This is a genomic window from Pandoraea pnomenusa, assembly GCF_000767615.3.
Taxonomy (GTDB): domain Bacteria; phylum Pseudomonadota; class Gammaproteobacteria; order Burkholderiales; family Burkholderiaceae; genus Pandoraea; species Pandoraea pnomenusa.
In genome coordinates this window covers 3,274,277-3,297,553 of sequence record NZ_CP009553.3, presented here as the reverse complement: position 1 = coordinate 3,297,553, position 23,277 = coordinate 3,274,277, and the positions used below count along the sequence as shown (strand labels likewise).

Annotated in this window: 21 protein-coding genes and 1 other RNA gene; 18 read left to right on the top strand and 4 right to left on the bottom strand. The window is 64.0% G+C overall.

Going from position 1 to position 23,277, the window contains the following annotated elements:
* Positions 1-170 precede the first annotated feature (170 nt).
* Complete coding sequence (locus tag LV28_RS38760) at positions 171-1,223, top strand: Fe(3+) ABC transporter substrate-binding protein (protein WP_052408640.1); 1,053 nt, start codon at positions 171-173, stop codon at positions 1,221-1,223.
* A gap of 169 nt (positions 1,224-1,392) precedes the next feature.
* Here LV28_RS38760 and LV28_RS38755 read toward each other — a convergent pair whose 3' ends face one another.
* The 3 genes from LV28_RS38755 to trxA all read right to left on the bottom strand — a co-directional run bounded on the left by LV28_RS38755 (position 1,393) and on the right by trxA (position 4,407).
* Complete coding sequence (locus LV28_RS38755) at positions 1,393-2,394, bottom strand: tetratricopeptide repeat protein (RefSeq protein WP_038620760.1); 1,002 nt, start codon at positions 2,392-2,394, stop codon at positions 1,393-1,395.
* A gap of 231 nt (positions 2,395-2,625) precedes the next feature.
* Entirely contained in the window at positions 2,626-3,888 is a 1,263-nt protein-coding gene (gene rho / locus LV28_RS38750; protein WP_023596554.1) for a transcription termination factor Rho, read from the bottom strand.
* 192 nt (positions 3,889-4,080) lie between these two features.
* On the bottom strand, positions 4,081-4,407 hold the full coding sequence (gene trxA / locus LV28_RS38745) for a thioredoxin TrxA (RefSeq protein WP_023596553.1): 327 nt from the start codon (positions 4,405-4,407) through the stop codon (positions 4,081-4,083).
* A 287-nt stretch (positions 4,408-4,694) separates the two neighbouring features.
* On the opposite strand from trxA, the gene ffs reads away from it, so the two are divergent.
* From ffs to LV28_RS38685, 12 genes are all read left to right on the top strand, one after another.
* Positions 4,695-4,793: signal recognition particle sRNA small type (gene ffs / locus LV28_RS38740), an RNA gene on the top strand.
* A gap of 309 nt (positions 4,794-5,102) precedes the next feature.
* On the top strand, positions 5,103-7,025 hold the full coding sequence (gene dnaX, locus LV28_RS38735) for a DNA polymerase III subunit gamma/tau (protein ID WP_038622402.1): 1,923 nt from the start codon (positions 5,103-5,105) through the stop codon (positions 7,023-7,025).
* 195 nt (positions 7,026-7,220) lie between these two features.
* On the top strand, positions 7,221-7,547 hold the full coding sequence (locus LV28_RS38730; RefSeq protein WP_023596551.1) for a YbaB/EbfC family nucleoid-associated protein: 327 nt from the start codon (positions 7,221-7,223) through the stop codon (positions 7,545-7,547).
* A 37-nt stretch (positions 7,548-7,584) separates the two neighbouring features.
* A complete protein-coding gene (gene recR, locus LV28_RS38725) occupies positions 7,585-8,181 on the top strand; it encodes a recombination mediator RecR (RefSeq protein ID WP_023596550.1) in 597 nt (198 codons plus the stop codon).
* A gap of 248 nt (positions 8,182-8,429) precedes the next feature.
* Positions 8,430-9,788, top strand: coding sequence for a sigma-54 dependent transcriptional regulator (locus LV28_RS38720; RefSeq protein WP_023596549.1), 1,359 nt, complete (start codon positions 8,430-8,432; stop codon positions 9,786-9,788).
* A gap of 719 nt (positions 9,789-10,507) precedes the next feature.
* Positions 10,508-11,062 carry a hypothetical protein gene (locus LV28_RS38715; protein ID WP_051610622.1) on the top strand — a complete coding sequence of 185 codons (555 nt, stop codon included), beginning with the start codon at positions 10,508-10,510 and terminating at the stop codon, positions 11,060-11,062.
* Between the two features lie 5 nt (positions 11,063-11,067).
* Positions 11,068-11,589 carry a FapA family amyloid fibril periplasmic chaperone gene (locus tag LV28_RS38710; protein WP_023596546.1) on the top strand — a complete coding sequence of 174 codons (522 nt, stop codon included), beginning with the start codon at positions 11,068-11,070 and terminating at the stop codon, positions 11,587-11,589.
* Complete coding sequence (locus LV28_RS38705; RefSeq protein ID WP_023596545.1) at positions 11,586-12,236, top strand: FapB/FapC family functional amyloid domain-containing protein; 651 nt, start codon at positions 11,586-11,588, stop codon at positions 12,234-12,236. Before LV28_RS38710 ends, LV28_RS38705 begins: the two co-directional genes overlap by 4 nt.
* Before the next feature lie 30 nt (positions 12,237-12,266).
* Positions 12,267-13,646 (top strand): FapB/FapC family functional amyloid domain-containing protein, encoded by a 1,380-nt coding sequence (locus tag LV28_RS38700; protein ID WP_023596544.1) that lies wholly within the window; start codon positions 12,267-12,269, stop codon positions 13,644-13,646.
* A 52-nt stretch (positions 13,647-13,698) separates the two neighbouring features.
* A complete protein-coding gene (locus tag LV28_RS38695) occupies positions 13,699-14,409 on the top strand; it encodes a C39 family peptidase (protein ID WP_023873927.1) in 711 nt (236 codons plus the stop codon).
* A gap of 12 nt (positions 14,410-14,421) precedes the next feature.
* Entirely contained in the window at positions 14,422-15,183 is a 762-nt protein-coding gene (locus tag LV28_RS38690; RefSeq protein WP_023596542.1) for a hypothetical protein, read from the top strand.
* A gap of 395 nt (positions 15,184-15,578) precedes the next feature.
* Positions 15,579-16,910 (top strand): hypothetical protein, encoded by a 1,332-nt coding sequence (locus LV28_RS38685; protein WP_023873931.1) that lies wholly within the window; start codon positions 15,579-15,581, stop codon positions 16,908-16,910.
* Positions 16,911-17,050: 140 nt separating this feature from the next.
* Here the strand turns inward: LV28_RS38685 and LV28_RS38680 are convergent, their stop codons facing one another.
* Positions 17,051-17,476 (bottom strand): hypothetical protein, encoded by a 426-nt coding sequence (locus LV28_RS38680; protein WP_023596540.1) that lies wholly within the window; start codon positions 17,474-17,476, stop codon positions 17,051-17,053.
* A gap of 433 nt (positions 17,477-17,909) precedes the next feature.
* Here LV28_RS38680 and LV28_RS38675 point away from each other — a divergent pair, with 433 nt between their 5' ends.
* The 5 genes from LV28_RS38675 (at position 17,910) to LV28_RS38655 (ending at position 23,185) form a co-directional block, all read left to right on the top strand.
* Positions 17,910-18,635: a helix-turn-helix transcriptional regulator gene (locus LV28_RS38675; protein ID WP_058371666.1), complete on the top strand. Its 726-nt coding sequence runs from the start codon at positions 17,910-17,912 to the stop codon at positions 18,633-18,635.
* A gap of 206 nt (positions 18,636-18,841) precedes the next feature.
* On the top strand, positions 18,842-20,215 hold the full coding sequence (locus LV28_RS38670; protein ID WP_023873933.1) for a CaiB/BaiF CoA transferase family protein: 1,374 nt from the start codon (positions 18,842-18,844) through the stop codon (positions 20,213-20,215).
* Positions 20,216-20,357: 142 nt separating this feature from the next.
* Positions 20,358-21,389, top strand: a complete 1,032-nt coding sequence (locus LV28_RS38665) for an ABC transporter substrate-binding protein (RefSeq protein WP_023596537.1) — start codon at positions 20,358-20,360, stop codon at positions 21,387-21,389.
* Entirely contained in the window at positions 21,389-22,201 is an 813-nt protein-coding gene (locus LV28_RS38660; protein ID WP_023596536.1) for an ABC transporter ATP-binding protein, read from the top strand. Before LV28_RS38665 ends, LV28_RS38660 begins: the two co-directional genes overlap by 1 nt.
* 165 nt (positions 22,202-22,366) lie before the next feature.
* The gene (locus LV28_RS38655; RefSeq protein ID WP_023596534.1) at positions 22,367-23,185 is read left to right on the top strand and encodes an ABC transporter permease; all 819 of its coding nucleotides are present in this window, start codon (positions 22,367-22,369) and stop codon (positions 23,183-23,185) included.
* The last annotated feature ends 92 nt before the right edge of the window (positions 23,186-23,277 follow it).

Sequence of the window (23,277 nt, the reverse complement as noted above, 5' to 3'; positions counted from 1 at the left end):
GTCGCGAGCCCCCCATTCCTGGCGGATTCCCCGCCTGGCCCCGACGCTCCACCGATTCCAGCGGCAAGCCAGAATATCCTGTCTAACAATAATGGGAATCATTTGCGTTGATCGGCGTTTTTCATTATGCTGTTCCTCTCTACGAAACCACGACGGCGGGGGAATGGCCCATGAAGGCGAAGACGATCGGCAAACTGGCGCGACTGACGGTGCTTGGCGCCGCAGCATGTACGGCGTTCGCCGTGCAAGCGGAAACGAAGGTGTTGAACCTCTACTCGGCGCGTCACTACCAGACCGATGAGCAGCTCTACGGCACGTTCACCAAGCAGACTGGCATCAAGATCAACCGCATCGAGGCAGACGACGCTGCGCTGCTCGAGCGTTTGAAGAGCGAAGGCGCCAAGAGCCCGGCCGACGTGATCCTGATGGTCGACGCGGCGCGTCTGGCCAAGGCGGACGAAGCGGGTCTGTTCCAGCCGACGAAGTCGGCAACGCTCGATGCACGCATTCCGGCCAAGCTGCATGCCGCGGCGTCGAAGGCGGGCACCGACTGGTATGGTTTTTCGACCCGGGCGCGCGTGATCGTCTACAACAAGGACAAGGTAGACCCGAAGACGGTCCAGACGTACGCCTCGCTGGCCGATCCGTCGCACAAGGGGCAGGTCTGCACGCGCTCGGGCTCGCACCCTTACATGCTGTCGCTCGTCGGCGCGCTGATTGCACGCGACGGTGCGCAAGCCACGCAGAAGTGGGCGGAAGGCATGGTGGCGAACTTCGCGCGCGCGCCGCGTGGTGGCGACACCGATCAAATCAAGGCAGTGGCCACCGGTGAGTGCGGCGTGGCGCTCGCGAACTCGTATTACTACGTGCGCATGGCGCGTTCGGACAAGCCCGAGGACAAGGCCCTGATGTCGAAGGTCGGCTTCATCTGGCCGGATCAGGCCGGCAAGGGTACGCATGTGAACGTGGCGGGGGCCGGCGTTGCCAAGCACGCGCCAAATCACGCGAACGCGGTCAAGTTCCTGGAGTACCTCGCCAGCGACGAGGCGCAGCAGTATTTCGCCAACGGCAACAACGAGTGGCCCGCCGTGCCGACGACCAAGCTCGACAACCCGGCGCTCGCGGCGCTGGGCGAGTTCAAGGCGGAGGACGTATCCATCGGCACCATCGCCAGGAACTTGCCCGAAGCGCAGCGTATCCTCGATCGCGCGGGTTACAAGTAAAAAGCGCGGCGCACCGGACGCGAGGGCGTTGGCGTCCGGACACCATCCGGCATACCGATGCGGGATGCCGGCATCGAAACGAAGCGGGCACCGGAGATGATCCGGTGCCCGCTTGGCATTCGTGTTCCGCGCGCGCGTTATCGTCGTCCGGCGGCGCGTCCGTCATCGGTCAGTCGATATCGTCGCCAGGCTGGTACATGTGGTAGTCGCCCGTGGCATAGACACCCTTGTACGGGGTGGGCGCCTCCGGATCGTGCTCGATGGGGTGCGTTTCCACCACGCGCAACGATTCGCGCACCTGCGGCGGCTCGCACTCGGCGATCAGGCGACGCGCCTCGGCCTCGTCGTCGGCAACGACGTCGTACGTGGTCACGAACGACGGCGGCGGGCCGTCGGGGTCCTCGTCTTCGAGCGGCTCGAACCACTCGCCTTCCACGATCAGATGCATCATGTGCGCGGTGTCCGATTGCGCCTCGCGAGCCGCGCGCAGCGCCCACAGGGCGGCCTCGCTCCATTTGTACAACTGCACGGCTTCGAGCGCATGGGCGAGCGCCTTGTCGTTGTCGCCCGACTGCTTGTAAGCCAGCGACAATTCGGCCAGCACGTCGGCCATCGACACGTTGCTGCCTTCCTCGTCATGCTCCTGCTTGTGCAGGGCTTCGTAGGTCGCGATGGCGGCCTTGGGCTCTCCCTGCGCATTGAACAGATGCATGCGCAATGTCATGGCGTTTTCGATGAATGCCCGCCCCGCTTGGGCGAGATGCGGACTATCCAGCACCCGATCGAGACGTTTCTGCGCGGCGGGCAGGTCGCCGTGTCGTGCCAGCGCGTTGGCGTGATTGAAGTCGACGATCACGAGGTCTTCATCGGGGGCGCAGTTGGCGGCGGCCTCATAGGCTTCGATCGCTTCGGGGAAACGCCCCAGATCGGAGCGATAGTTGCCAAGCAGTTGCCATAGCAGCCAGACGCCCGGTGCATGGGCGACGCCGGCTTCGAGCACCGCCACCGCCTGCTCCATTTCATCCATGTCGGCATAGGCCATCGCCTGCACCTCATAGGCGCCCGAGTATCGCATCGACTCGAGCGTCTTGCCGATCTCCAGTGCCGACTCGGGGTCGCCGGCTTCGAGGTGGGCAAAGGCTTCCGTCATCAAATCGTCTTGCTCGGACATTGCATTTCTCCTTCGGGAACAGCAGGGGGGAGGCGTGCCGGCGACCGGCGCACGGTACGTCCCATCATATAACAGTCATCGTGACAGCCCGAACCGCGCCGGGGTGAAGCGCGGGCAGGGGGCGGCCTACGTGAAGGCGGAGGTCGGCGCCGCCGGCAGGCGGGCGCAATGAAAAAGCCGCGACAGGGTCGCGGCTTTTTCTCGTGATGCTTCGTGGCGTTGTCGGTGGGATCAGCCGCCGCGGCGCATCAGGTCGAAGAACTCGGCGTTGTTCTTCGTCTGCTTGATCTTGCCAAGCAGGAATTCCATTGCCTCGGCTTCGTCCATGTCGTAAATGAGCTTGCGCAGCACCCAGATCTTCTGCAGGATCTCGGGCTTGATGAGCAACTCTTCGCGACGCGTGCCCGACTTGTTCAGGTTGATCGCCGGGTAGACGCGCTTTTCCGCGAGGCGGCGCTCGAGGTGCACTTCCATGTTGCCGGTGCCCTTGAATTCTTCATAGATCACGTCGTCCATGCGGCTGCCGGTCTCGATCAGGGCCGTGGCGATAATCGTGAGCGAGCCGCCTTCCTCGACGTTGCGCGCCGCGCCGAAGAAGCGCTTCGGGCGCTGCAGGGCGTTGGCGTCCACACCGCCGGTGAGCACCTTGCCCGATGCCGGGATCACGGTGTTGTAGGCGCGAGCCAGACGTGTGATCGAGTCCAGCAGAATCACCACGTCTTCTTTCATTTCGATCAGGCGCTTGGCCTTCTCGATCACCATTTCGGCGACTTGCACGTGACGCGTGGCGGGTTCGTCGAACGTCGACGCGATCACTTCCCCGCGCACCGAGCGCTGCATTTCCGTCACTTCTTCCGGGCGCTCGTCGATGAGCAGCACGAAAAGCTTGGCTTCCGGATGATTGGCGGTGATGGCGTGCGCGATGTGCTGCAGCATGACCGTCTTGCCCGACTTCGGCGAGGCGACCAGCAGGCCCCGCTGGCCCTTGCCGATCGGGGCGATCATGTCGATGATGCGGCCCGTGACGTTTTCCTCGCCGCGAATGTCGCGCTCGAGCAGCAGCGGCTTGTTCGGATGCAGCGGCGTGAGGTTCTCGAACATGATCTTATGTTTCGAGGCCTCGGGCGGGTGGCCGTTGACTTTGTCGACCTTCACCAGCGCGAAATAACGCTCGCCGTCCTTGGGCGTGCGCACTTCGCCTTCGATCGTGTCTCCGGTATGCAGGTTGAAGCGACGAATCTGCGACGGGCTGATATAGATATCGTCCGTGCTGGCGAGATACGACGTTTCGGGGGAACGCAGGAAACCGAAGCCGTCCGGCAGCACCTCGAGCGTACCGTCGCCAAAGATGGTTTCGCCGGACTTTGCGCGCTTCTTCAGAATGGCGAACATCAGCTCCTGCTTGCGAAGGCGGTTCGCGTTCTCGATCTCGAGACCGTTCGCCATTTCAAGCAGCTCGGAGACGTGCTGGGACTTTAGTTCGGATAAATGCATACGGAGGTGCCGTCCATCGGACGACAAGTGAAGGATCAGGGAAAAGTGAGCGAACGCTCGAAGAACTTTGAGATGCTTTTCGCCGGATTATATAGCAAGCAGCGCGGCGCGCAAGCACTGTCCTGCCTGCGCGCCGCCGGGGTGTCGCACTGTGGCGACAAAGGCCCCGGCGTATGCTCCCACCGGCGGGGATTACAGATTGCCGTCGAGGAACGCGGTCAGTTGCGACTTCGACAGGGCGCCGACCTTCTGAGCGGCGACGGCGCCGTTCTTGAACAGGATCAGCGTGGGAATACCGCGGATGCCGAACTTGGCCGGCGTGGCCTGGTTGTCGTCGACGTTCATCTTGGCGACCTGGACCTTGTCGCCGTATTCCTTCGTGACCTCTTCCAGGATGGGCGCGATCATCTTGCACGGACCGCACCACTCTGCCCAGAAGTCGAGAAGCACCGGCTTGTCGGAATTCAGAACGTCCGCATCGAAGCTGGCGTCGGAGATGTGTTTGATGGCTTCGCTCATGAGTATTGTTGCCTCGTCTGACTATTCGGAAACGTGCGGCGAAAGCCCCTCGCTCTCGCCGACGCTGGAGATGTCACCCGACGTTCCGGGCGTGCATTCCCCATATGGAGGCTGCAATCGCGGGCTTCAATAGCGCCCGCCAATGCAGTTTGTGCTCATCTTAGCGGAAATCGCAAACGCTTGCGCGCGCGCCCACGGCCCGTGCCCGGGGCACGGCGGCGCCCTGACGCATCTTCTGGCGGAATGGGGCTTCTGTTGGCGCGTCGACTCTGGTAGAATCTATCACTGACGGGCCTCCTCGCATGGTGGCGCGGCCAATCTGGTCAGGTCGGGAACGAAGCAGCCACAACCGTTTTCTACCAGTGCCGAGGGTCAGGCTCGTCACCTACCTCCTTGTTTTATCGATGTTCTCCGCGCGTTCTGCGCACGTTTTCCCCCGAAACCTTTGCCTGAATCCGTTGCCGCCACCCATTGCCGGGCATGTGATCGGTGCGCCTCGCCGTGCAGACGGGCCAGAGGCACGCGCGCGACGATGGGCTGGCGCCGACGTGTCGCATGTCCGGGATGCCCTTGGTAGAATCGCGCAACATTTTTTTCTATCGCACTGATAGCCACCGCCTCGGGCGGGCGCCGGACCACCCGGCCGCGGTAGGATATCGGTGCGGGCGCTCAACGCCGAACTGTTACAATTTGGCATGACCTATCAAGTACTCGCGCGCAAATGGCGCCCCAAAGGCTTCTCGACCCTGGTGGGCCAGGAGCATGTCGTGCGTGCGTTGACGCACGCGCTCGAGCAACAGCGTCTGCATCACGCCTATTTGTTTACGGGCACGCGCGGCGTCGGCAAGACGACGCTCTCGCGTATTTTGGCCAAGGCGCTCAACTGCGAGACGGGGATCACGGCCGAGCCGTGTGGTGTGTGCAAGGCGTGCCGCGCGATCGACGAGGGCCGTTTCGTCGATTACGTCGAAATGGATGCGGCGTCGAACCGGGGCGTCGATGAAATGACGTCGTTGCTCGAGAAGGCCGTCTACGCGCCCGCGGATGCCCGCTTCAAGGTCTACATGATCGACGAAGTGCACATGCTCACGGGGCACGCGTTCAACGCGATGCTCAAGACGCTCGAGGAGCCGCCCGCACACGTCAAGTTCATCCTGGCGACGACCGATCCGCAAAAGATTCCGGTCACCGTGCTCTCGCGTTGCCTGCAATTCAACCTGAAGCAGATGCCTGCCGGGCATATCGTGTCGCACCTCACGAATATCCTGGGCGAAGAGGGCATCGAGAGCGAGCCACAGGCGCTGCGCCTGCTCGCCAAGGCGGCGGGGGGCAGCATGCGCGACGCGCTCTCGCTCACCGATCAGGCCATCGCCTATGCGGCGGGGCCGCTGTCCGAGACAGCGGTACGCGGCATGCTCGGCGCCATCGACCAGAGTGTGCTCGTGCGCTTGCTCGATGCCCTCAAGGACGAATCGCGTACCGACCTGCTGGCGATCGCCGATGAAATGGCCGAGCGCAGTTTCTCGTTTGCCGCCGGGCTCCAGGACCTCGGCAGTCTGCTGCACAAAATTGCCCTGGCGCAGTACGCACCCCAAGCCGTCTCCGACGATTGGCCGGAAGCGGCGGACGTGCGGCGTCTGGCCGAGGCGTTGTCGCCCGAGGCCGTGCAACTCTATTACCAGATCGCCACGCGTGCGCGCGGCGAATTGGGTCTCGCACCCGACGAATACACCGGTTTCTCCATGGCGCTGCTGCGCATGGCGGCATTCACGCCGCTGCTCGCAGGCGGCACGCTGGCCGAACCACCCATGCCCCGGGCCGCCGGTGCCGCTCGCGCCGCGGCGCCCTCGACCGGCGCGCCGGCACGCGTGCCGACGGGTGAGCCGGGCCGCATGACGTCGTCGGCATCGTCGCCTATGGGGGGGGCGGGCGCCGTGGCAGCACCCGCACAGCCCGAGGCGCGCCGCGTGCCCGCCGCGCGCAGTACCGCCGCGCCGGCCGACGGCGCACCGATGTCGCCCGCCCGGGCGGCGCTTGCCGCACTCAATGCCGGACGCAAGGGCACGGCCGGGCGCACCAGCAACGGGGGCGCTGCCGCAGGCGCCAACCGAGGCAATCCGTCGCGCGCCTCGGACGATGCCCCGGCCGGCGCCGATCCTGAACCTGAGCCTGCCCCGCCGGCACCTGCACCGGCCGTCGCGCCGCACGCCTGTGTCTATCGCGAAGCCGACGGCGTGGCGCCCGTGTTCACGGGCGATTGGCCGGCGCTGGCGGTCGAACTGCCGGCGCGGGGGCTTGCCCAGCAACTGGCATTCCAGAGCGAATTGACGGAAGTCGCGGGGCGCGCGCTGCATTTGCGCGTGCCGCTGCGTCAACTGGCCGACGCCGCCACCACCGACAAGCTGCGACAGGCGCTCAACGAGCATTTCGGCACGGAAGTGCAACTGCACGTGGCGCTGGGACAGGTCGGCACGACGGCGGCTTCGCTGGCGGCCGAAGCGGCTGCCGCAAGGCAGCGCGCCGCCGAGCAGGCCATTGCCGAGGATCCGCTCGTGCGCGAATTGATCGAGGATTTCGGTGCACAGATCCTGCCGGGCAGCATTCGCCCGGTACAATAATCGGGTTCGTTTTCGATAACCGGGTCGCCGCTTTCCGAGCGTTTCGGAGGGCGTCACCCAAACGCGCGTTACAGGGCGCGGCGCGACGATGCGGCACGCCGCTGTACGCCGTGGGACAGGGTGGTCGTCCTGACGTCAACGCTGCAAAACGGCAACGCGCGCCAAGCCCCTCATACGATTTACTCAGGAGTCGACATGCTGAAAGGAAACATCGCGGGTCTGATGAAACAGGCCCAGCAAATGCAGGAAAACATGAAGAAGGCGCAGGAGCAGCTCGCGCAGATCGAAGTCGAGGGGCAGTCGGGGGCCGGCCTGGTGAAGGTGGTGATGACGTGCAAGAACGATGTGCGTCGCGTGACCATCGATCCGAGCCTCCTGGCCGACGACAAGGACATGCTCGAGGATCTCGTGGCCGCGGCGTTCAACGATGCCGTGCGCAAGGCCGAGGCGACCGCCGCGGAAAAGATGGGTGGCCTGACCGCCGGTCTGCCGCTGCCGCCGGGCTTCAAGATGCCGTTCTGAACCGCGCCGGCCAGTCACAAGTATCGAAAGACGACGCATGCCTCAGCTCTCGAGCCTGCAAGAACTCGTCGACGCCCTGCGCGCGCTGCCGGGTGTCGGTCCGAAGTCCGCCCAACGCATCGCTTATCACCTGCTGCAACGCGACCGCAAAGGGGCGGTGCGGCTGGGTGAGGCGCTGGTGCATGCGTCCGAGCAGATTCGCCATTGTGCGCGCTGCAATACGTTTTCCGAAGTCGAGATCTGCGAGACGTGCCTCGATTCCGAGCGCGACACGAGCCTGCTTTGCGTGGTGGAAACCCCCGCCGACCAAAACATGCTCGAGCAGACCATGACCTTCAAGGGGCTTTATTTCGTGCTGATGGGGCACTTGTCGCCGCTTGACGGCGTCGGCCCGGGCGAGATCCATTTCGAGCAGTTGATTCGCCGCGCCACCGACGGCGTGGTCAAGGAAGTGGTGCTCGCGACCAACTTCACCAACGAAGGCGAGGCCACCGCGCATTACATCGGTCAGACGCTCAAGGCGCGCGGCCTGCGCGTGAGCCGGCTCGCGCGAGGCGTGCCTGTCGGGGGCGAATTGGAGTACGTCGATGCCGGCACCATCGCCCGCGCCGTGCTCGATCGGCATACGCTCTGAGCATGAAGCTCGCGTGACGCCACGCGCCCTTGCGCGTAGGTACTCGTACTCTCATCCAATCGGATTAGTTGTTATTCGGTATTCCTGCGCCTATTCCGGTCTTCTAGACTGAACCTGCCGACTTGGGGACCCAAACAACACGGGGAACACCATAACTCCCGAGCGGCGTGGGGCCGTATACCTGTCGTGCCAACCGGTCTGAAACCCAATAATGGCGCGCGGGCACTGCTTAGGCAGGGAGTTAAGGTATGGCTAACGATACCGGGCGCACCCTGATTTACGCCTCCCGAAAGCACAACGACGGGTTGCTGTCGTTTCTGGGAGAGCAAGGCTGGCAAGTCATGCCGGCCAAGAGCGCCAGCGACGTCGGTCGCATTCTGAATCCGGGGATCACCAGCGCAGCACTCATTGACCTGGCGAGCGGTTACAGCGACCGCGAGATGGGGGCATTCGAGTCTTGCATGCAGCCGGCCACGGTCGGCTGGGTTGCCGCAACGCACCCCGAGCAACTGACGACGACCTCGATTCGTCGTTTGATTCGCGACTACTGCTTCGATTACGTCAACGTGCCTTGCACGAACGATCAGCTTGCGCATTCGATCGGTCACGCATGGGGCATGGCGTCGCTCTCGGAAGTGCCGATCATCACACCGCAGGTCGGTGGCGACCAGGAAATGGTCGGCACGTGCGAGGCGATGCAGCAGCTCTTCCGAACGATCCGCAAGGTTGCCAACACGGACGCGCCCGTGTTCATCTCCGGTGAATCGGGCACGGGCAAGGAATTGAGTGCCGTGGCGATTCACGAGCGCTCGCTGCGCGCCAAGGGCCCGTTCGTGGCGATCAACTGTGGCGCCATTCCGCCGCACCTGATGCAGTCCGAACTGTTCGGCTACGAGCGCGGCGCCTTCACCGGTGCGAACGCGCGCAAGGTCGGGCGCGTCGAGTCGGCCAACGGCGGTACCTTGTTCCTCGACGAAATCGGCGATCTGCCCATCGAGAGTCAGGCGAGCCTGTTGCGCTTCCTGCAGCAAGGTGCGATCGAACGTCTGGGCGGACATGAAGTCATTCCCGTGAACGTGCGCATCATTTCCGCGACCCATGTGGACCTCGAGACCGCGGTCAAGGAAGGCCGGTTCCGCATGGATCTGTTCCATCGCCTGTGCGTGTTGCGTGTGGACGAGCCGCCGTTGCGTGCCCGCGGCCAGGATATCGAGATCCTGGCGCATCATGTGCTGCAACGCTTCAAGGGCGATAACCATCGCAAGATCCGCGGTTTTACGCAGTGCGCGGTGCAGGCGATGTACGAATATCACTGGCCGGGCAACGTGCGCGAGTTGATCAACCGCGTGCGCCGCGCCATCGTGATGGCCGACAGTCGCGTGATCTCGGCCAAGGATCTCGACCTGCTGCCGTGGGTGCCGACGCAGGTGCGCACGCTCGAGGAAATCCGTGCCGAGGCCGAACGAACGGCCATCGAGCAAGCATTGCTGCGCCATTGTCATCGGCTCACCGAGGTGGCCGCAGAGTTGGGCATTTCACGCATCACCCTCTATCGGCTCATGTGCCGCTACGGATTGCGTGGTGACGAATCGGGCGTGCCGGCCTGATATCTTCTGGCGAAGAGAGGGCGACCGTCCTGTGATGAACAGGGCGGTCGTTTCTTTTTGGGGTCCTGAAGATCTCCCTGACACACCATTGAAGTCACGCTGCGACACACGCCCTCGCTGCGGCGTCTTCGCATTCCGCGAATCCTGACGTCGCCAATAACGACGGAAAAATCGCGCCATTTCCGTTGCCTTCGCCTGTCGCGCGCTCCGTACGCAATGCGTTCTCTCGCGCTTCGAAAGACCTCATGTCGCGACGTCACGCCTGCCATAACGCGATGCCATGCAGCGCGCGTTTGAAGCGCGTCGCCAACACGATCGGTGCGCGCGCCGCGTGCGCGTCGGAGGCACACATCAAAGATGAAACATCCGTGGCGCCGCATTCGCCAAGGCATCGCGCGAACCCGTGTGACGGCGTCGTGTCGTTGTGCGCCCGCGCGGCAAATTTGGCATCGCTCCGTCACAGGAGCGCCTTGCCGGCCGGGCCTTCGCGGCATGCGTCGCTGCTCGCGCGGATATCGTTCGCAGTTCGGAATGCTTGCGAACGGCATGGGTGAAACGACGCACGCGCTGGATGGCGGCCCACGTATCAATGCTGAAACGTTTTCGGACACATGGCCAGGCACACTGGAACGTCGAAAAATATAAAGCCAATGTTTTCATGCACTTAAGGTGGGTGGCACGGAAGTCGCTTTATTGGTCCGGGCAAGGAGGGCAAAGCGATGCGAATTCTCACTACCGAAATGCAGGTCCGCGTACGGCAAAGTGCAGGCGCTCTGGGCGCCGCGGTTGCCGTGGCACTGGGTCTGTGTGCCGCGCAGGCTCAGGCGCAGGAAGTGTCGCGCTCGCCGTTCGTGCAGGTTGCGATGCTCACGGGCGCGATGGTGCCGACGACGTTCACGACCACGGCACTGCCGCGTGCGTCGATTTACGACGCCGATGTCGCCATCCCGGCGCCGCTTGCCGCGCAATTGCCGCAAGGCGATGCGCAGGACGTGGCCGCCACCAATGACGAATCGGCTGAGGCCGCAAGCAATGCCCCCGCCGTTACGGGAATGCCGCTCGCGGCCGCCCGTGTCGACGACGAACAACTTGGGAACCAGCGCGGCCGCAACATGGGCGGCACGATGGTCAAGTCACCAGGCATGGCGCTCGCCAATGGTGTGACGTTGTGGGACGAACTGCCCGGCGCCGTCACGCCGATGCCGCGTCCGCAGCAACTGTCCAACGGCGTGAACAACGTGCAGGTGACGCGTGTGACTTACACCACGCGGTGAACGACATGACCCAGACCCATTTTCTTCCTGTCGCGCACGCCGCACGAGCGCTCGCCACGATGGTCGTGGTGCTGACGCCGGTGCTGCTCGCGGGTCAGGCGAGTGCGGAACCGGCGACCCCGGGCGATATCGTGGTCGAGCGCAACATCGGTCCGCAAATCGCCTATCGAGGCCTGCCGCGCGTCGAGAACCCGATCGGCATCGCTGTTCCGGCTTTCCCGACCGGGCCGTTCAATACCGCCATGGGCGCTGTCAAGCAGGTCACGGACAGCGACCTGATGGGCCGCGGCAACGCCGGTCTCGTCACGGGCGCCGTGCAGTCCGGCATCAATCCGGTGATGGGCGTGCTCGTGGGCAATGCGCCTGGTGGGAACAGCCTCAACACGTCCAACGGTGTCGGCGGTGGATTCGCGGGTGCCTCGGGTGGCGTAGGCGGTATCGGCAGCATCGGCACGCTCGTGCCGTCGGTGATCAGCTCGGCGCTCTCGCCGCTGACCAATCTCGGCGCGGCAGGAGCGACGAAATGAGCGGACTGCGTGGGTCGCGTGGCGCGCAGCGCGCCGTCCATCTGGCGGTTGCCGCAATGTTGGCGACGCTTGCCGGTGCATCGGCCGCGGAAGATGTGTGGTTCGTGAACGGTGAACTCGCCGGCACGCACGCCACCGTCGAGAACGGCACGGCCGTCGGCGTGACCGGCGCGCTGGGTGTGAATCAGGCGGCGGGCGTGAACAACGCCCAGGCCAACAGTGCCGTGATTGCCAATGGCGGCAGTGTGACGGCCGGGGCGTCGAGCACGAATCAGCAGGCGCTCGTCACGACCACGACCGGCGCGGCCAGCGCAGCAATTCAAGGCAACGCATTTTCAGGCACCTCGGGGCTGACGCAAGTCAACCAGGCGAGCGGTGCCGGCAATCTTCAACGCAACGCGACCGTCATTGTGACCGGCGATGCGTCTGGAGTGGCGAGCGTATCGGATACGGCACTATCCGCTGCGATCTCCAAGGGTGGCCCGGCTGGGCGCGACAACCTCAACGATCAGTTCCGCACGGCGTCGATTTCCGGTGACGCCTTTCGGGGCGCGAGCGGTGTGGTGCAAGTGAACCAGTCGGCTGGGATAGGCAATGTAACCGCAAATGTTTTTGTGCTCCGTCCCCCGGCGGGCACATCTTTTTAACTGGGTAATTCTCTCGTCAAGGAGATGGTCATGAAAACGAAAGCAATTGCAGCGGCTGCACTGCTGGTAGCAACGGGTTCCGCCATGGCGTCCCCCAATCACCAGCAATACAGCTTCTCGTTCATCGGCAACGAGACCAACGTACTGAACCTGGTCGGCATCTTCGGTCTGGTCGGCATTCGCGGCTGCGTGACGGTGGACAACACCGGCAACGCTGTCGTGCAGAGCAACCAGCGTGTCGACGTACACCACGTGAACCTGACGGGACCGCTGCTTGGTTCCTATGTGACAGGCCATGTGACGTACGGCGTCGATTCGAAGACCAAGACGGTGACGGATCAGGGTAGCGCGTACATGATCGCAGGCAGGACCACCACGCACTACGACAACTCCACGTCGTGGGTGAACGCTTCGGCCAACGGCCACCTGAACACGAGCCACTCCTTCCAGGCGGGCGCGGGTTATGTGGCCGGCCAGTCGAGCTCCGGTTCGGGTGGCTTCATCGCGGGCGGCGGGTATCAGTACTCGAACGTCGCAGGCGGTGGAGGCATCATCGGCGGCGGCATTATCCCGCTGCCGGGCGGTCTGGCGCTGTATGGCGGCTATCTCGTGGGCAACTTCGGCGCGGGTCAGGGTTCGGCATGGGGCGGCTACGCCTACGGGCAACAGTCGCAGCAGGCTGCCGGATTCCTTGCTGCAGGCTTCCTGAACACGCAGAAGAGCTTCGACGCGGCGTTCCACGCCACGCTGAACCACGGCAACTACTCCGTCGAGAGCGACTCGATGGCCGCCGGTGCGCTGTGGGGTTTCTCGAACACCTACATGTCGTCGACCGCATGGACGAAGGGCGCGCTCACGTACCACTTCAACACGGCGCAATACCAGACGATGGGCGCAACGCTGGGCACCAACGCACTGGCTAACGCCAACGGCAACGTCGGTGTGAACGTGGCGGCGGGTGCCGACAACGCCCAGGCCAACAACGTGGCGATCGCATCGCTCAACGCCCAGCCGGTGTATGCGTCGGCCCAGGTGTTTGCGAACCAGTCGTCCAAGGGTTCGGCCAGCATCTCGCAGTTCATGGTCAACGCCAGCGTGGGCGACGGAGCGCTTGCCGGCGCCACCGGCAACGTCGGCGTGAACGTGGCTTCGGGTGTGGGCAACGTGCAGGGCAACAGCCTGGCCGCGGCCGTCTCGCAAGGTGGAAACGGCTGGTTCAAGGGCGGTGCGGCCAACTCGACGGCCCAAACCGACCAGGTCGCAGGCATGAAGGCCTCGGGTGACTTCGTCGCCAACGCATCGCTGGGCAACGGCGCTCTGCAGTGGGCCAGCGGCAACGTGGGCGTGAACGTCGCAGCCGGTATCGGCAACGTTCAGGCCAACAGCCTCGCCATCTCGGCAATCAAGTAATGCAGGTCACCGGTCCGGGGTTCCCCGGACCGGTTTTTTCCTGAGGTGTGTCATGAGTGATGCGCGTCGTGCCGCAGTGAGGATCGCTACTGTTTGCGCCCTGGCGTGCGCAAGCGTGGCCGGGCACGCGCAGTATGCATCGGTGAACCTGGAGTCTTCGATCGGTGTACCGGCGGTCAAGAAGATGCGCTCGTTCAAGTCGATGCACTACGTGAATCTGGTCCAGCAGGAATACGACTTCAGCTGTGGGTCCGCAGCCCTGGCAACGTTGCTGCGATATGGCTACGGGATCGATATCCCCGAGGCCGAAATGATTCAGAAGATGATGGTCTTCTCCAATCCGCAGACCGTCATCAAGAATGGTTTCTCGATGCTCGACATGAAGAAGTTCGTCGAAACGCTCGGGCTCGAGGGCCGCGGTTTCAAGGTGGACGTGAATGCGCTGTACGACCTGAAGATCCCGGTCATCGCGCTCATCGACGTCAACGGTTATCAGCACTTTGTGGTCATCAAGGCGGCGAAGGACGGGCGCGTGTTCGTGTCGGATCCGGCGCTGGGCAACCGCATCATCGAGCAGGCCGATTTTGCCAAGCAGTGGAATGGCTTGGTGTTGGCGGTCATCGGCAAGCCGTTTCTGGAGGATTCACCGCTGCTCAAAGGCAACGAATCCCTGGCAGTCAAGCTACGCGACAGCGCCTTGGCGACCGGGACGTCACCGACCCCGATGGTGGACTTCGGCATCATCCGGGCGGATCTGTTTTGAGACCAGACCATCATGAATCGATATGTCCCGATGCTGGCCATCCCGCTGTTCGCGAGCGCCGTGCCGGCATTCGCGTCGAGCGTGGTGCCCGAGAGCTGGACGCCCGTGAGCGATGAGGTGCTCTCGCACGCGACCGGCAAATACGCTCAACAGAACATGATCACGGGCTTTCAGCTCGTCATGCAGTCGCAATGGCAGATGCCGACCGGTGCGAGCCTGATGGCCACCGGCGTGCTCGGCGTGAATCAGGGCGCCGGCGGCTACCAGGTCCAAACCGGCGCCGCGACCGGCATCCTGCCGGGCGTGGCGAACGCAACGACGCCCGTCACGCAGGTTGTCTCCGGCGGTGCGAGCGTGCTCATCAACGGCGTCGCCCAGATTACGCAGGTGGCCGGCGACGCGAACAACGCATTGAACAAAGCCATCATCCAGTACGCCCCGGGCGTGTCGATTGCCTCGCTCATACCGGTGAGCGGGCAGGGCGCCAACCATTCGCAGACCACGGTGGGCAACCTGAGTGCGAGCGTCGCCATTACGTCGGCGGGCATGCAGGTCACGCTCAATACGCCCAACGGCAATCTCGGGCAGAGCATCGGCGGCGGCGCCGGTGCGGCCATGAACCAGATCATGCAGGTCGTGCAGGTGGCGGGCAACGCACAGCAGGTCATGAATACGTTGCAGTTGAACCTCCAGTCGAGTCCGATCACATCGGGCGGGCTGCGTCAGGCAGGCGTGCAGAGTGCGCTTGCCAACATGGCGGCCATTCGCCGGTGAAGCGATCGCTGGGGTGACCGATTCGGTGACCGATGTGGCGAGCCGTGTCGATGCGGTTCGCCCAGACGCCGATGCAGGTGGCGGTGCAGGCAAAGCGCAGGTGTCGTAACGGCGTCGCGAGGTGGTGCATGCACCACGCGACGCCGGCAGCAGTGGCCGGTGCGGTCGTCGAACGCAGTGAAGCGACGGGGCGACACCGGACGCGATGACAACAAGAAGTGGGGCGTAACAAGAAGGTGATGTCGGCAGAGCCCGGGCAGTGCGCGCAGCAGGTGTCGCGGTGGGTTTCGCACGCATCACCCCGCAGTCGAGCAGCTAGGACAACCGTTTTTCGGCATCACGTGTTGGTTGGATTGCGCGCGGACGCCCGTCCGCTTTTTTACCCGGGGGGGACCATGAACACTCACCGCTTTTTTCCCGTTGCCGCTATTCCGTTGGGGGTACTGCTTTTCACGCTATCGGCCCAGGCTCAGGAGCATACGAACCCATCGCCGGATGACCGTCTCCAGATGTTGATGGACATGGTCGACCGGCAGCAGCGGGAAATTTCTTCTCTGAAACAGCGCCTTACCGACATCGAGATGGCGCAACGCGGACGCGGCCTGACCGCGTGGGACACCGCGCAGATCGCGCAGGTGTCGCCCGGCGACGGTTCCGCCGCCGGGTCCGCGGGTACGCCGGGCGGTGGCGCGGCCGGGGCCGCGGGCCCCACGACGGCCACGCCCATCGGCGAGACGCAGCAGATGCAAAAGAGCGAGACCGACTCGCAGCGCACGCCGGCCGAAGAAGCCGTGGTGCAGGCGCAGCACGCGCCGCTGTTCGATCGCAAGCTCACCATCGACGCCGGTATCAGCTACAGCTACTACGATCGGCGTCAACTCGTACTGAGTGGCTTCCTGGCACTCGACGCCATCTTCCTCGGCCAGCTCAATCTCGGCCAGACGAAGGCGAACGTGTGGACCTTCGACGTCAACACGCGCTACGGCATCACCGACCGTATGAGCGTGGCGTTCGACGTGCCGTACCTGTACCGCAACTCGGACTTCATCTCGGGCGGGGTGGGCGGCGCGGCATCGTCGGTGAGCGACATCAGCAAGAACTCGGCGAATATCGGCGACGTGAACGCGTCGCTGTACTACCAGCTGGTCAAGGAGAATGCGAACTGGCCGGACATCGTGGCGTCGTTGCGCGTCACGGCGCCGACCGGCACGTCGCCGTTCGGTATCAAGCTCGGCACGCCCGACCCGTCCAACAACAACCTGACCACGCCGTCGCGTCTGCCCACGGGGAACGGGATCTGGGCGTTCACGGCCGGCTTGTCGTTCCTGCGGACCTACGATCCGATCGTGCTGTTCGCGAACGTGGCGTACACGTACAACGTGGCGCGCACCTTCGACGACATCTCGACGATCGAAGGTACGGTGCAGCCCGCGAAGGTCAAGCTGGGCGACATCATTCAGCTCGGCGCCGGCATGGCGCTCGCGCTCAACGACAAGACGGCGCTGTCGATCTCGTACTCGACGGCCATTTCGCGTGCGACGAAGACCGCCACGCCGGGCGGTCCGTGGACGACGGTGGCCGGCAGCTCGACGAACGCCGCGTCGCTCAACTTCGGCATCAATTACGCCATCAACAAGCACTGGACGGTGAACGGTTACGTGAACGCCGGCATGTCGCCGGATGCGCCGAATTACGTGATCGGCGTGCGTTTCCCGTACACGTTCTGATGGCGTGACGCGAGGCCGTGACAAGTGACGCGCTGCGCATCCCGCCCGCAGGAGAGGCGCAGCGCGTCAGTGAAATTCGGAGCGCGCCTGGCGCGGCGTGCGTGCGATGCGCCGGGAAAGCCTCGGTGATGCGCCGGTGATCAACGCCCCACGCGCACCGTGCTGGCGTTGAGCGTGAAGCTCGTTGCCAGCAAACCGGCCGCGATGGGATGCGTCGACGGCTGGGCGATGGCAACCGTGGTGCGCAGTTGTCCCTGCGGCGCGCTCGATGCCTGTGTTGGCTTCGGCGACGGCGCAGGCGGGATGACTTCATCCCAGAGTCGCACGTTGTTGGCGGTGGTGAGTGTCGAGCTGACCGGTGCGAGCGCGGTGGGCGTGGCGCCCGGGAGATGGGCAACGACACTCTGTTGCAGATTCGCGGCGCGGGTGGTGGCGAGCAAGGCGTCGCTCACGGCGATATTCGGGATGCCTGCGCCGGTGACGTCGGCCTGGGCGCTGCTGGCAATGCACGCGCAAGCCATGCAAAACATGGCGCTGCGCGTCGAGACGACGGAAAATTTGAACATGGCGTGCCCCCCGGCTTCCGCTGACTGTCCTGTCAGGCTTTTTGTATTCTATTGCGCTATTGCAGAAAAGGAAGGGAAAAAAGTAATGGCGGAGTCTCGGTGAAATGAGTAAATAGGTTACGCACATTGCGGATTGTCGCGCAGAGGCAACAACGGCCGGGATCCCGTGAGGGCGGACTCGCCGACGTGCGGATTTCACGCATAAACTGCTTCAAAAGCGAAGTGACACCTGAGGGACAGATCACGACGAACGCTGGAGGATATCTTCGGTTTTCGTGCCGGCCACGACACGCGCGGAACGCGCGGGGATGCCGGATATACGTGGCGAGCGGACAAAGGGGCGCAGCCGCGCGATGAAGCGCAGGCGAGCGGGCGGGTGTCACCAGAATCGGGGCGGCGGCGTGGGGTGCCGACCGGAAATACAGGGGAAACCATGCGTGTACTGGTCATGGGTGAGGCCGCCAGATGGCTGAGCGGCCTGCAGGTCGCATTGCAAACCGACGCCAACGCGACACTACCGGTCCTGCGCCACGTTCATGACGTGGCGACGCAGGACTGGATCTGGCTGCGCGAACTGCCCTCGCGCCGTGCACTCGTACTCGATGAATCGGTCGCTCGCACCCCGCTTCTCGACACCTTGTGCTCGATGGCCGGCGAATGCGCGCCGCCTGTGCCGGTCATCGTGATCGGCGATACGGGTTTTCCCGATGAAATCATTCACTGGCTGCAGAGCGGTGTTACCGCGTTTCTGCCCTGGCCGAGCGCCGTCGCGCGCGTGCGGTCGGTGTTCGACCTGGCGTTCTGCGGCGGGCGCTATGTGCCGGAAGATGCGCTATCGGCGCTGCTCGTGCTCTGGCGGCAGGAAGCCATGGGCGAGGCGCTGCCCTTGTCGCGTCTGCCCGTGTTTCCGCTCGGCGGCGACAAGGCGACGCAACTGGCCGAGTCGGCGCTCCTCGGCATCTCGCAAAGGCAGTATGAAATTCTGGCCCTGCTGTCGCGCGGTTTGTCCATCAAAACCATTTGCCAGCAACTGGTGATCTCGGAGGGCACCGCAAAGACCCACGTGTCCGCGCTCTACCGGCGGCTTGGCGCGCGTAATCGGGGCGAAGCGATTTATATTGCGGCGCAGCGAGGCGCGCGTCACCTGTTCGAGACATGATCGCTGCGGCCGGTGAAGGCCACGTTTAGGACTTCGCGACGATCCGGATCGGAACTCTCCGGTATCGGGTTCTACGTTATTGGCCGATAGCCGACTGTCGAATTACTATACGGACTTCATTTGCCACCCATGGTGACAGGCGCCGCCCACCGGGCGCGTTTCGAAGTCGACGGCAATGGCCGTCGACGGGTACAGGAGTCCACGCGTTGTCCAAGTCGTCCACGTCGTTCACATCGTCTGAACCGTCGCGTTCACCCGATTCGGTTGCCACGTCCGATCCGTCCGATCCGTCCGATCCGTCCGGTATGGGCGGAAATCCCGGTACTGCCGGTACTCCCGGGGCCGCTTCGTCGCAGAATTCCGCCGCGACCGCTGGCCTGCCCGCGCGCGGCGCGCTCGCCGGGGTCAAGGTCCTGGAGCTCGGTACGCTCATCGCTGGGCCGTTCGCGGCGCGCATGCTCGGCGAATTCGGCGCTGAAGTCATCAAGATCGAGGATCCGCAGCACGGCGATCCATTGCGCAAGTGGCGCAAGCTGCACCCCGACGCCGGCGGTACTTCGCTATGGTGGGCCGTGCAGGCACGCAACAAGAAGTCGGTGACGATCAACCTCAAATCGTCGGAAGGCCAGGAGATCGTGCGCAAGCTGGCGGCGCAGGCCGACATCGTGGTGGAGAATTTCCGGCCGGGCCTGCTCGAGCGCTTCGGTCTGGGATACGAACAATTGTCCGCGCTCAATCCCGGGCTAGTGATGGTGCGCCTGTCGGGCTACGGACAGACCGGGCCGTACCGCGACCGCCCGGGTTTTGGCGCCATTGCCGAATCGATGGGGGGATTGCGGCACATCACCGGCTACCCGGATCTGCCGCCACCGCGTATCGGCATTTCGATTGGCGATTCGATCGCGGCGCTGCACGGCGTGATCGGCGCGATGATGGCGCTGCACCATCGGAATGCGAACGGCGGGCGAGGGCAGGTCGTGGACGTGGCACTTTACGAGGCTGTCTTCAACCTCATGGAGAGCGTGGTGCCCGAATACAGCGTGGCGGGCATGGTGCGCGAGCGAACCGGCGCGTCGCTGCCGGGCATCGTGCCTTCGAATACCTATCCCTGCGCCGACGGCATGATCGTCGTCGGCGGCAACAGCGACCCGATCTTCAAGCGGCTGATGCACGCCATCGGTCGCGCCGATCTGGCGGAAGACCCCGGCCTGGCACACAACGACGGACGCGTGCCACGCACGCAGGAAATCGACGATGCCATCGGCAACTGGACGCGCGAGCGACCGATCGAGGAGGCGCTCGACGTGCTGCAGGGCGCGGATGTGCCCGCGAGCCGGATCTACACCGTGGCCGACATGTTCAAGGACCCGCAGTTCATCGCGCGCCAGATGATCCAGCGTCACACGTTCCCCGACGGCACGCCGATCGATCTGCCCAACGTCACGCCAAAGCTGTCGGAGACGCCTGGCCAGACGCAGTGGCTCGGCCCCGAACTGGGCGCGCACACCGACGAGGTGCTCGCACGCCTGGGGTATGATGCCGAGCAAATCAAGGCGCTGCGCGAGAACGGGGTCATCTGAGCCAAACTGCCTGGTGCCCGCCGGGGCGCGCGAGATGCGGCATCGTCCGCGCTTTGCCGCCTTACGCGATGCCCCTGCAGCACGTCACACCCATCGCACGTCACACCAAGAAAAATCGCTGCAACCAAGGAGACAAACAACCATGCAACGACGTCAATTCGTTACGGCACTGGCCGCGACCGGTCTGATCGGGGCCGGCATTCGTCCGGGCTTCGCGCAAGCCAAGCTGGAAAAGACCAAGGTCGCCATCGCCGTCGGCGGAAAGAACCTCTTCTACTATTTGCCGCTCACGATTGCCGAGCGTCTGAACTATTTCAAGGACGAAGGTCTGGACGTCGAGATCTCGGACTTCGCCGGTGGTTCGAAGGCGTTGCAGGCGCTGGTCGGCGGCAGCGCGGATGTGGTGTCGGGGGCGTACGAACATACGATCCTGTTGCAGGCGAAGCATCAGTACATCCGCGCGTTCGTGCTGCAGGGCCGTGCGCCCCAGATCGTTTTCGGCGTGTCCAACAAGACCTTGCCGAACTACAAGTCGATCGCCGATCTGCGCGGCAAGAAGATCGGTGTGACCGCGCCCGGATCGTCCACGAACATCATGGCGAACTTCGTGCTCGCCAAGGGCGGCGTGAAACCCAATGAGGTGGCCTTCGTCGGGGTCGGGGCCTCGTCCGGTGCGCTCGCCGCGATCCGCTCGGGCAATATCGATGCGATCGTGAACCTCGATCCGGTCATCACGATGCTCGAGCGCGACAAGGAAATCCGCGTGATCTCCGACACGCGCACGCTCAAGGAAACGGTATCGTTGTTCGGCGGCAACATGCCGGCCGGCTGTCTTTACACGAACGAAGCGTTCATCCAGAAAAATCCGAACACCACGCAGGCGCTGACCAATGCCATGGTTCGCGCATTGCGCTGGCTGCAGACGGCCGGTCCGTCGGACATCATCAAGACGGTGCCGGATGCCTACCTGCTGGGCGATCGTGCGCTTTACCTCGACGCCTGGGCGCGGGTGAAAGAAGCGATCTCGCCCGATGGGATGATTCCCGCCGACGGTCCGGCAACGGCGCTGCGCACGCTCCAGGCGTTCGACGAAACCGTCAAGGGCAAGTCGATCGATCTGTCGAAGACGTTCACGAACGAGTTCACCAAGAAGGCCGACGCCAAGTACAAATGATGACTGCGCCGGCTCTGAGTTTCGACAGCATTACGTGCACCTTCGTCGCACGCGACGATCGCGCCAGGCGTTACACGGCGGTGGCGGACACCTCGCTCGATATTGCGCCGGGAGAGTTCGTCTCCGTCGTGGGGCCGACCGGCTGCGGCAAGTCGACCTTGCTCAACGTCGCGGCGGGGTTGCTCATGCCGTCGTCGGGCGCCGTGAAGGTGTTCGGCGAACCGCTTCGGGGCATCAATTCGCGCGCCGGCTACATGTTTCAGGCCGAAGCGCTGATGCCCTGGCGCAACGCGATCGACAACGTGACCGCCGGCCTCGAATTTCGCGGCATGGCGGCCGACGAGGCGAAGGCGCGCGGCCATGAATGGCTCAAGCGGGTGGGGCTCGGCGGATTCGGCGACCGATATCCGCACCAGCTTTCGGGCGGGATGCGAAAGCGGGTTGCCATGGCGCAGACGCTGATCCTCGACCCCGACATCATTTTGATGGACGAGCCGTTTTCGGCGCTCGATATCCAGACGCGACAGCTGATGGAGAACGAGTTGCTCGAGCTGTGGGCGGCCAAACGTCGCGCGGTGCTCTTCATCACGCACGATCTGGACGAGGCGATTGCATTGTCCGACCGTGTCGTGGTGCTCGCCGCGGGGCCGGGCACCCATCCGATAGGGGAGTTCCGGATCGATCTGCCGCGTCCGCGCGATGTGGCGGAAATCCGGAACCATCCGCGCTTTACCGAGCTCCACGCCCAGATCTGGGACGTGCTGCGCGAGGAAGTGCTCAAGGGCTATGCCCAACAGTTGAAGGCGGTCTGAATCGTCATGTGCCAAATCGCGGGCTTTCTGATGAGTACATGCGGCTGGGCGCGCTGGTTCGATTGGCTGGACTGGTTCGATCTCCCGGATGGCTTCGGCCTGTTCGATTGGCTTGTCTGACGGCTCGTTTGCGTGTCCGTCTGAATTTCCCGGAATCCGTTCGTCATGCGTAATCGTTCGATCATGCGGCATTTGCGTTTGTGGCAATGGCTGCTGCTGGCGGTGGCGTTTCTTGTCTGGTATGTGCTCACCAGCCCGACGCTGCTGCCCGCGTTCTACTTCGACAGCCCCGACAAGGCGGCTTTCTTCTTTGGCGAACCGCAGAAAGTGCTCCTGCAAATCTGGCAATGGTTCGCCAGCGGCGAGATCTACCTGCATCTGGGTGTGACGCTGCTCGAAACGGTGCTGGCTTTCATCATCGGCACCGTGTCCGGCCTGGCGGTCGGGCTCTGGCTGGCGCTCTCGCCCAGCGCCGGCGCCTTGCTCGATCCGTACATCAAGGCGGCCAATTCGATGCCGCGCGTGATTCTCGCCCCGATTTTCGGGGTCTGGTTCGGGCTGGGTATCTGGTCGAAGGTCGCACTTGGGGTCACGCTGGTGTTTTTCATCGTGTTCTTCAACGTCTACCAGGGCGTGAAGGAAGTGAGTCCGGTCGTGCTGGCCAACGCCCGCATGCTGGGCGCGAACCAGCGCCAGTTGCTGCGCCGCGTCTACTTGCCGAGCGCCACGAGCTGGGTGTTCTCCAGTCTTCACAATTCGGTGGGGCTGGCATTCGTCGGCGCGGTGGTCGGTGAATACCTCGGCTCCGCGCGCGGCGTGGGGTACCTCATCCTCCAGGCCGAGGGCACGTTCGACATCAATGCCGTGATTGCCGGGGTGCTGATCCTCACCGCATTCGCCCTGGTGCTCGACGGACTGGTCGGGGTGGCCGAGCGGCGCTTGCTCGTGTGGCAACCGCAAGCCGGCGAGACCGAGAAGATGTAGCGCGCCGGTGTCGCTGGCGCCCCGGGTTTCCGGCGCTCGCGGCAGTGGCATGGCCGACTGGGCGACACACGGCGATTTTGCCGTTGCCGCCC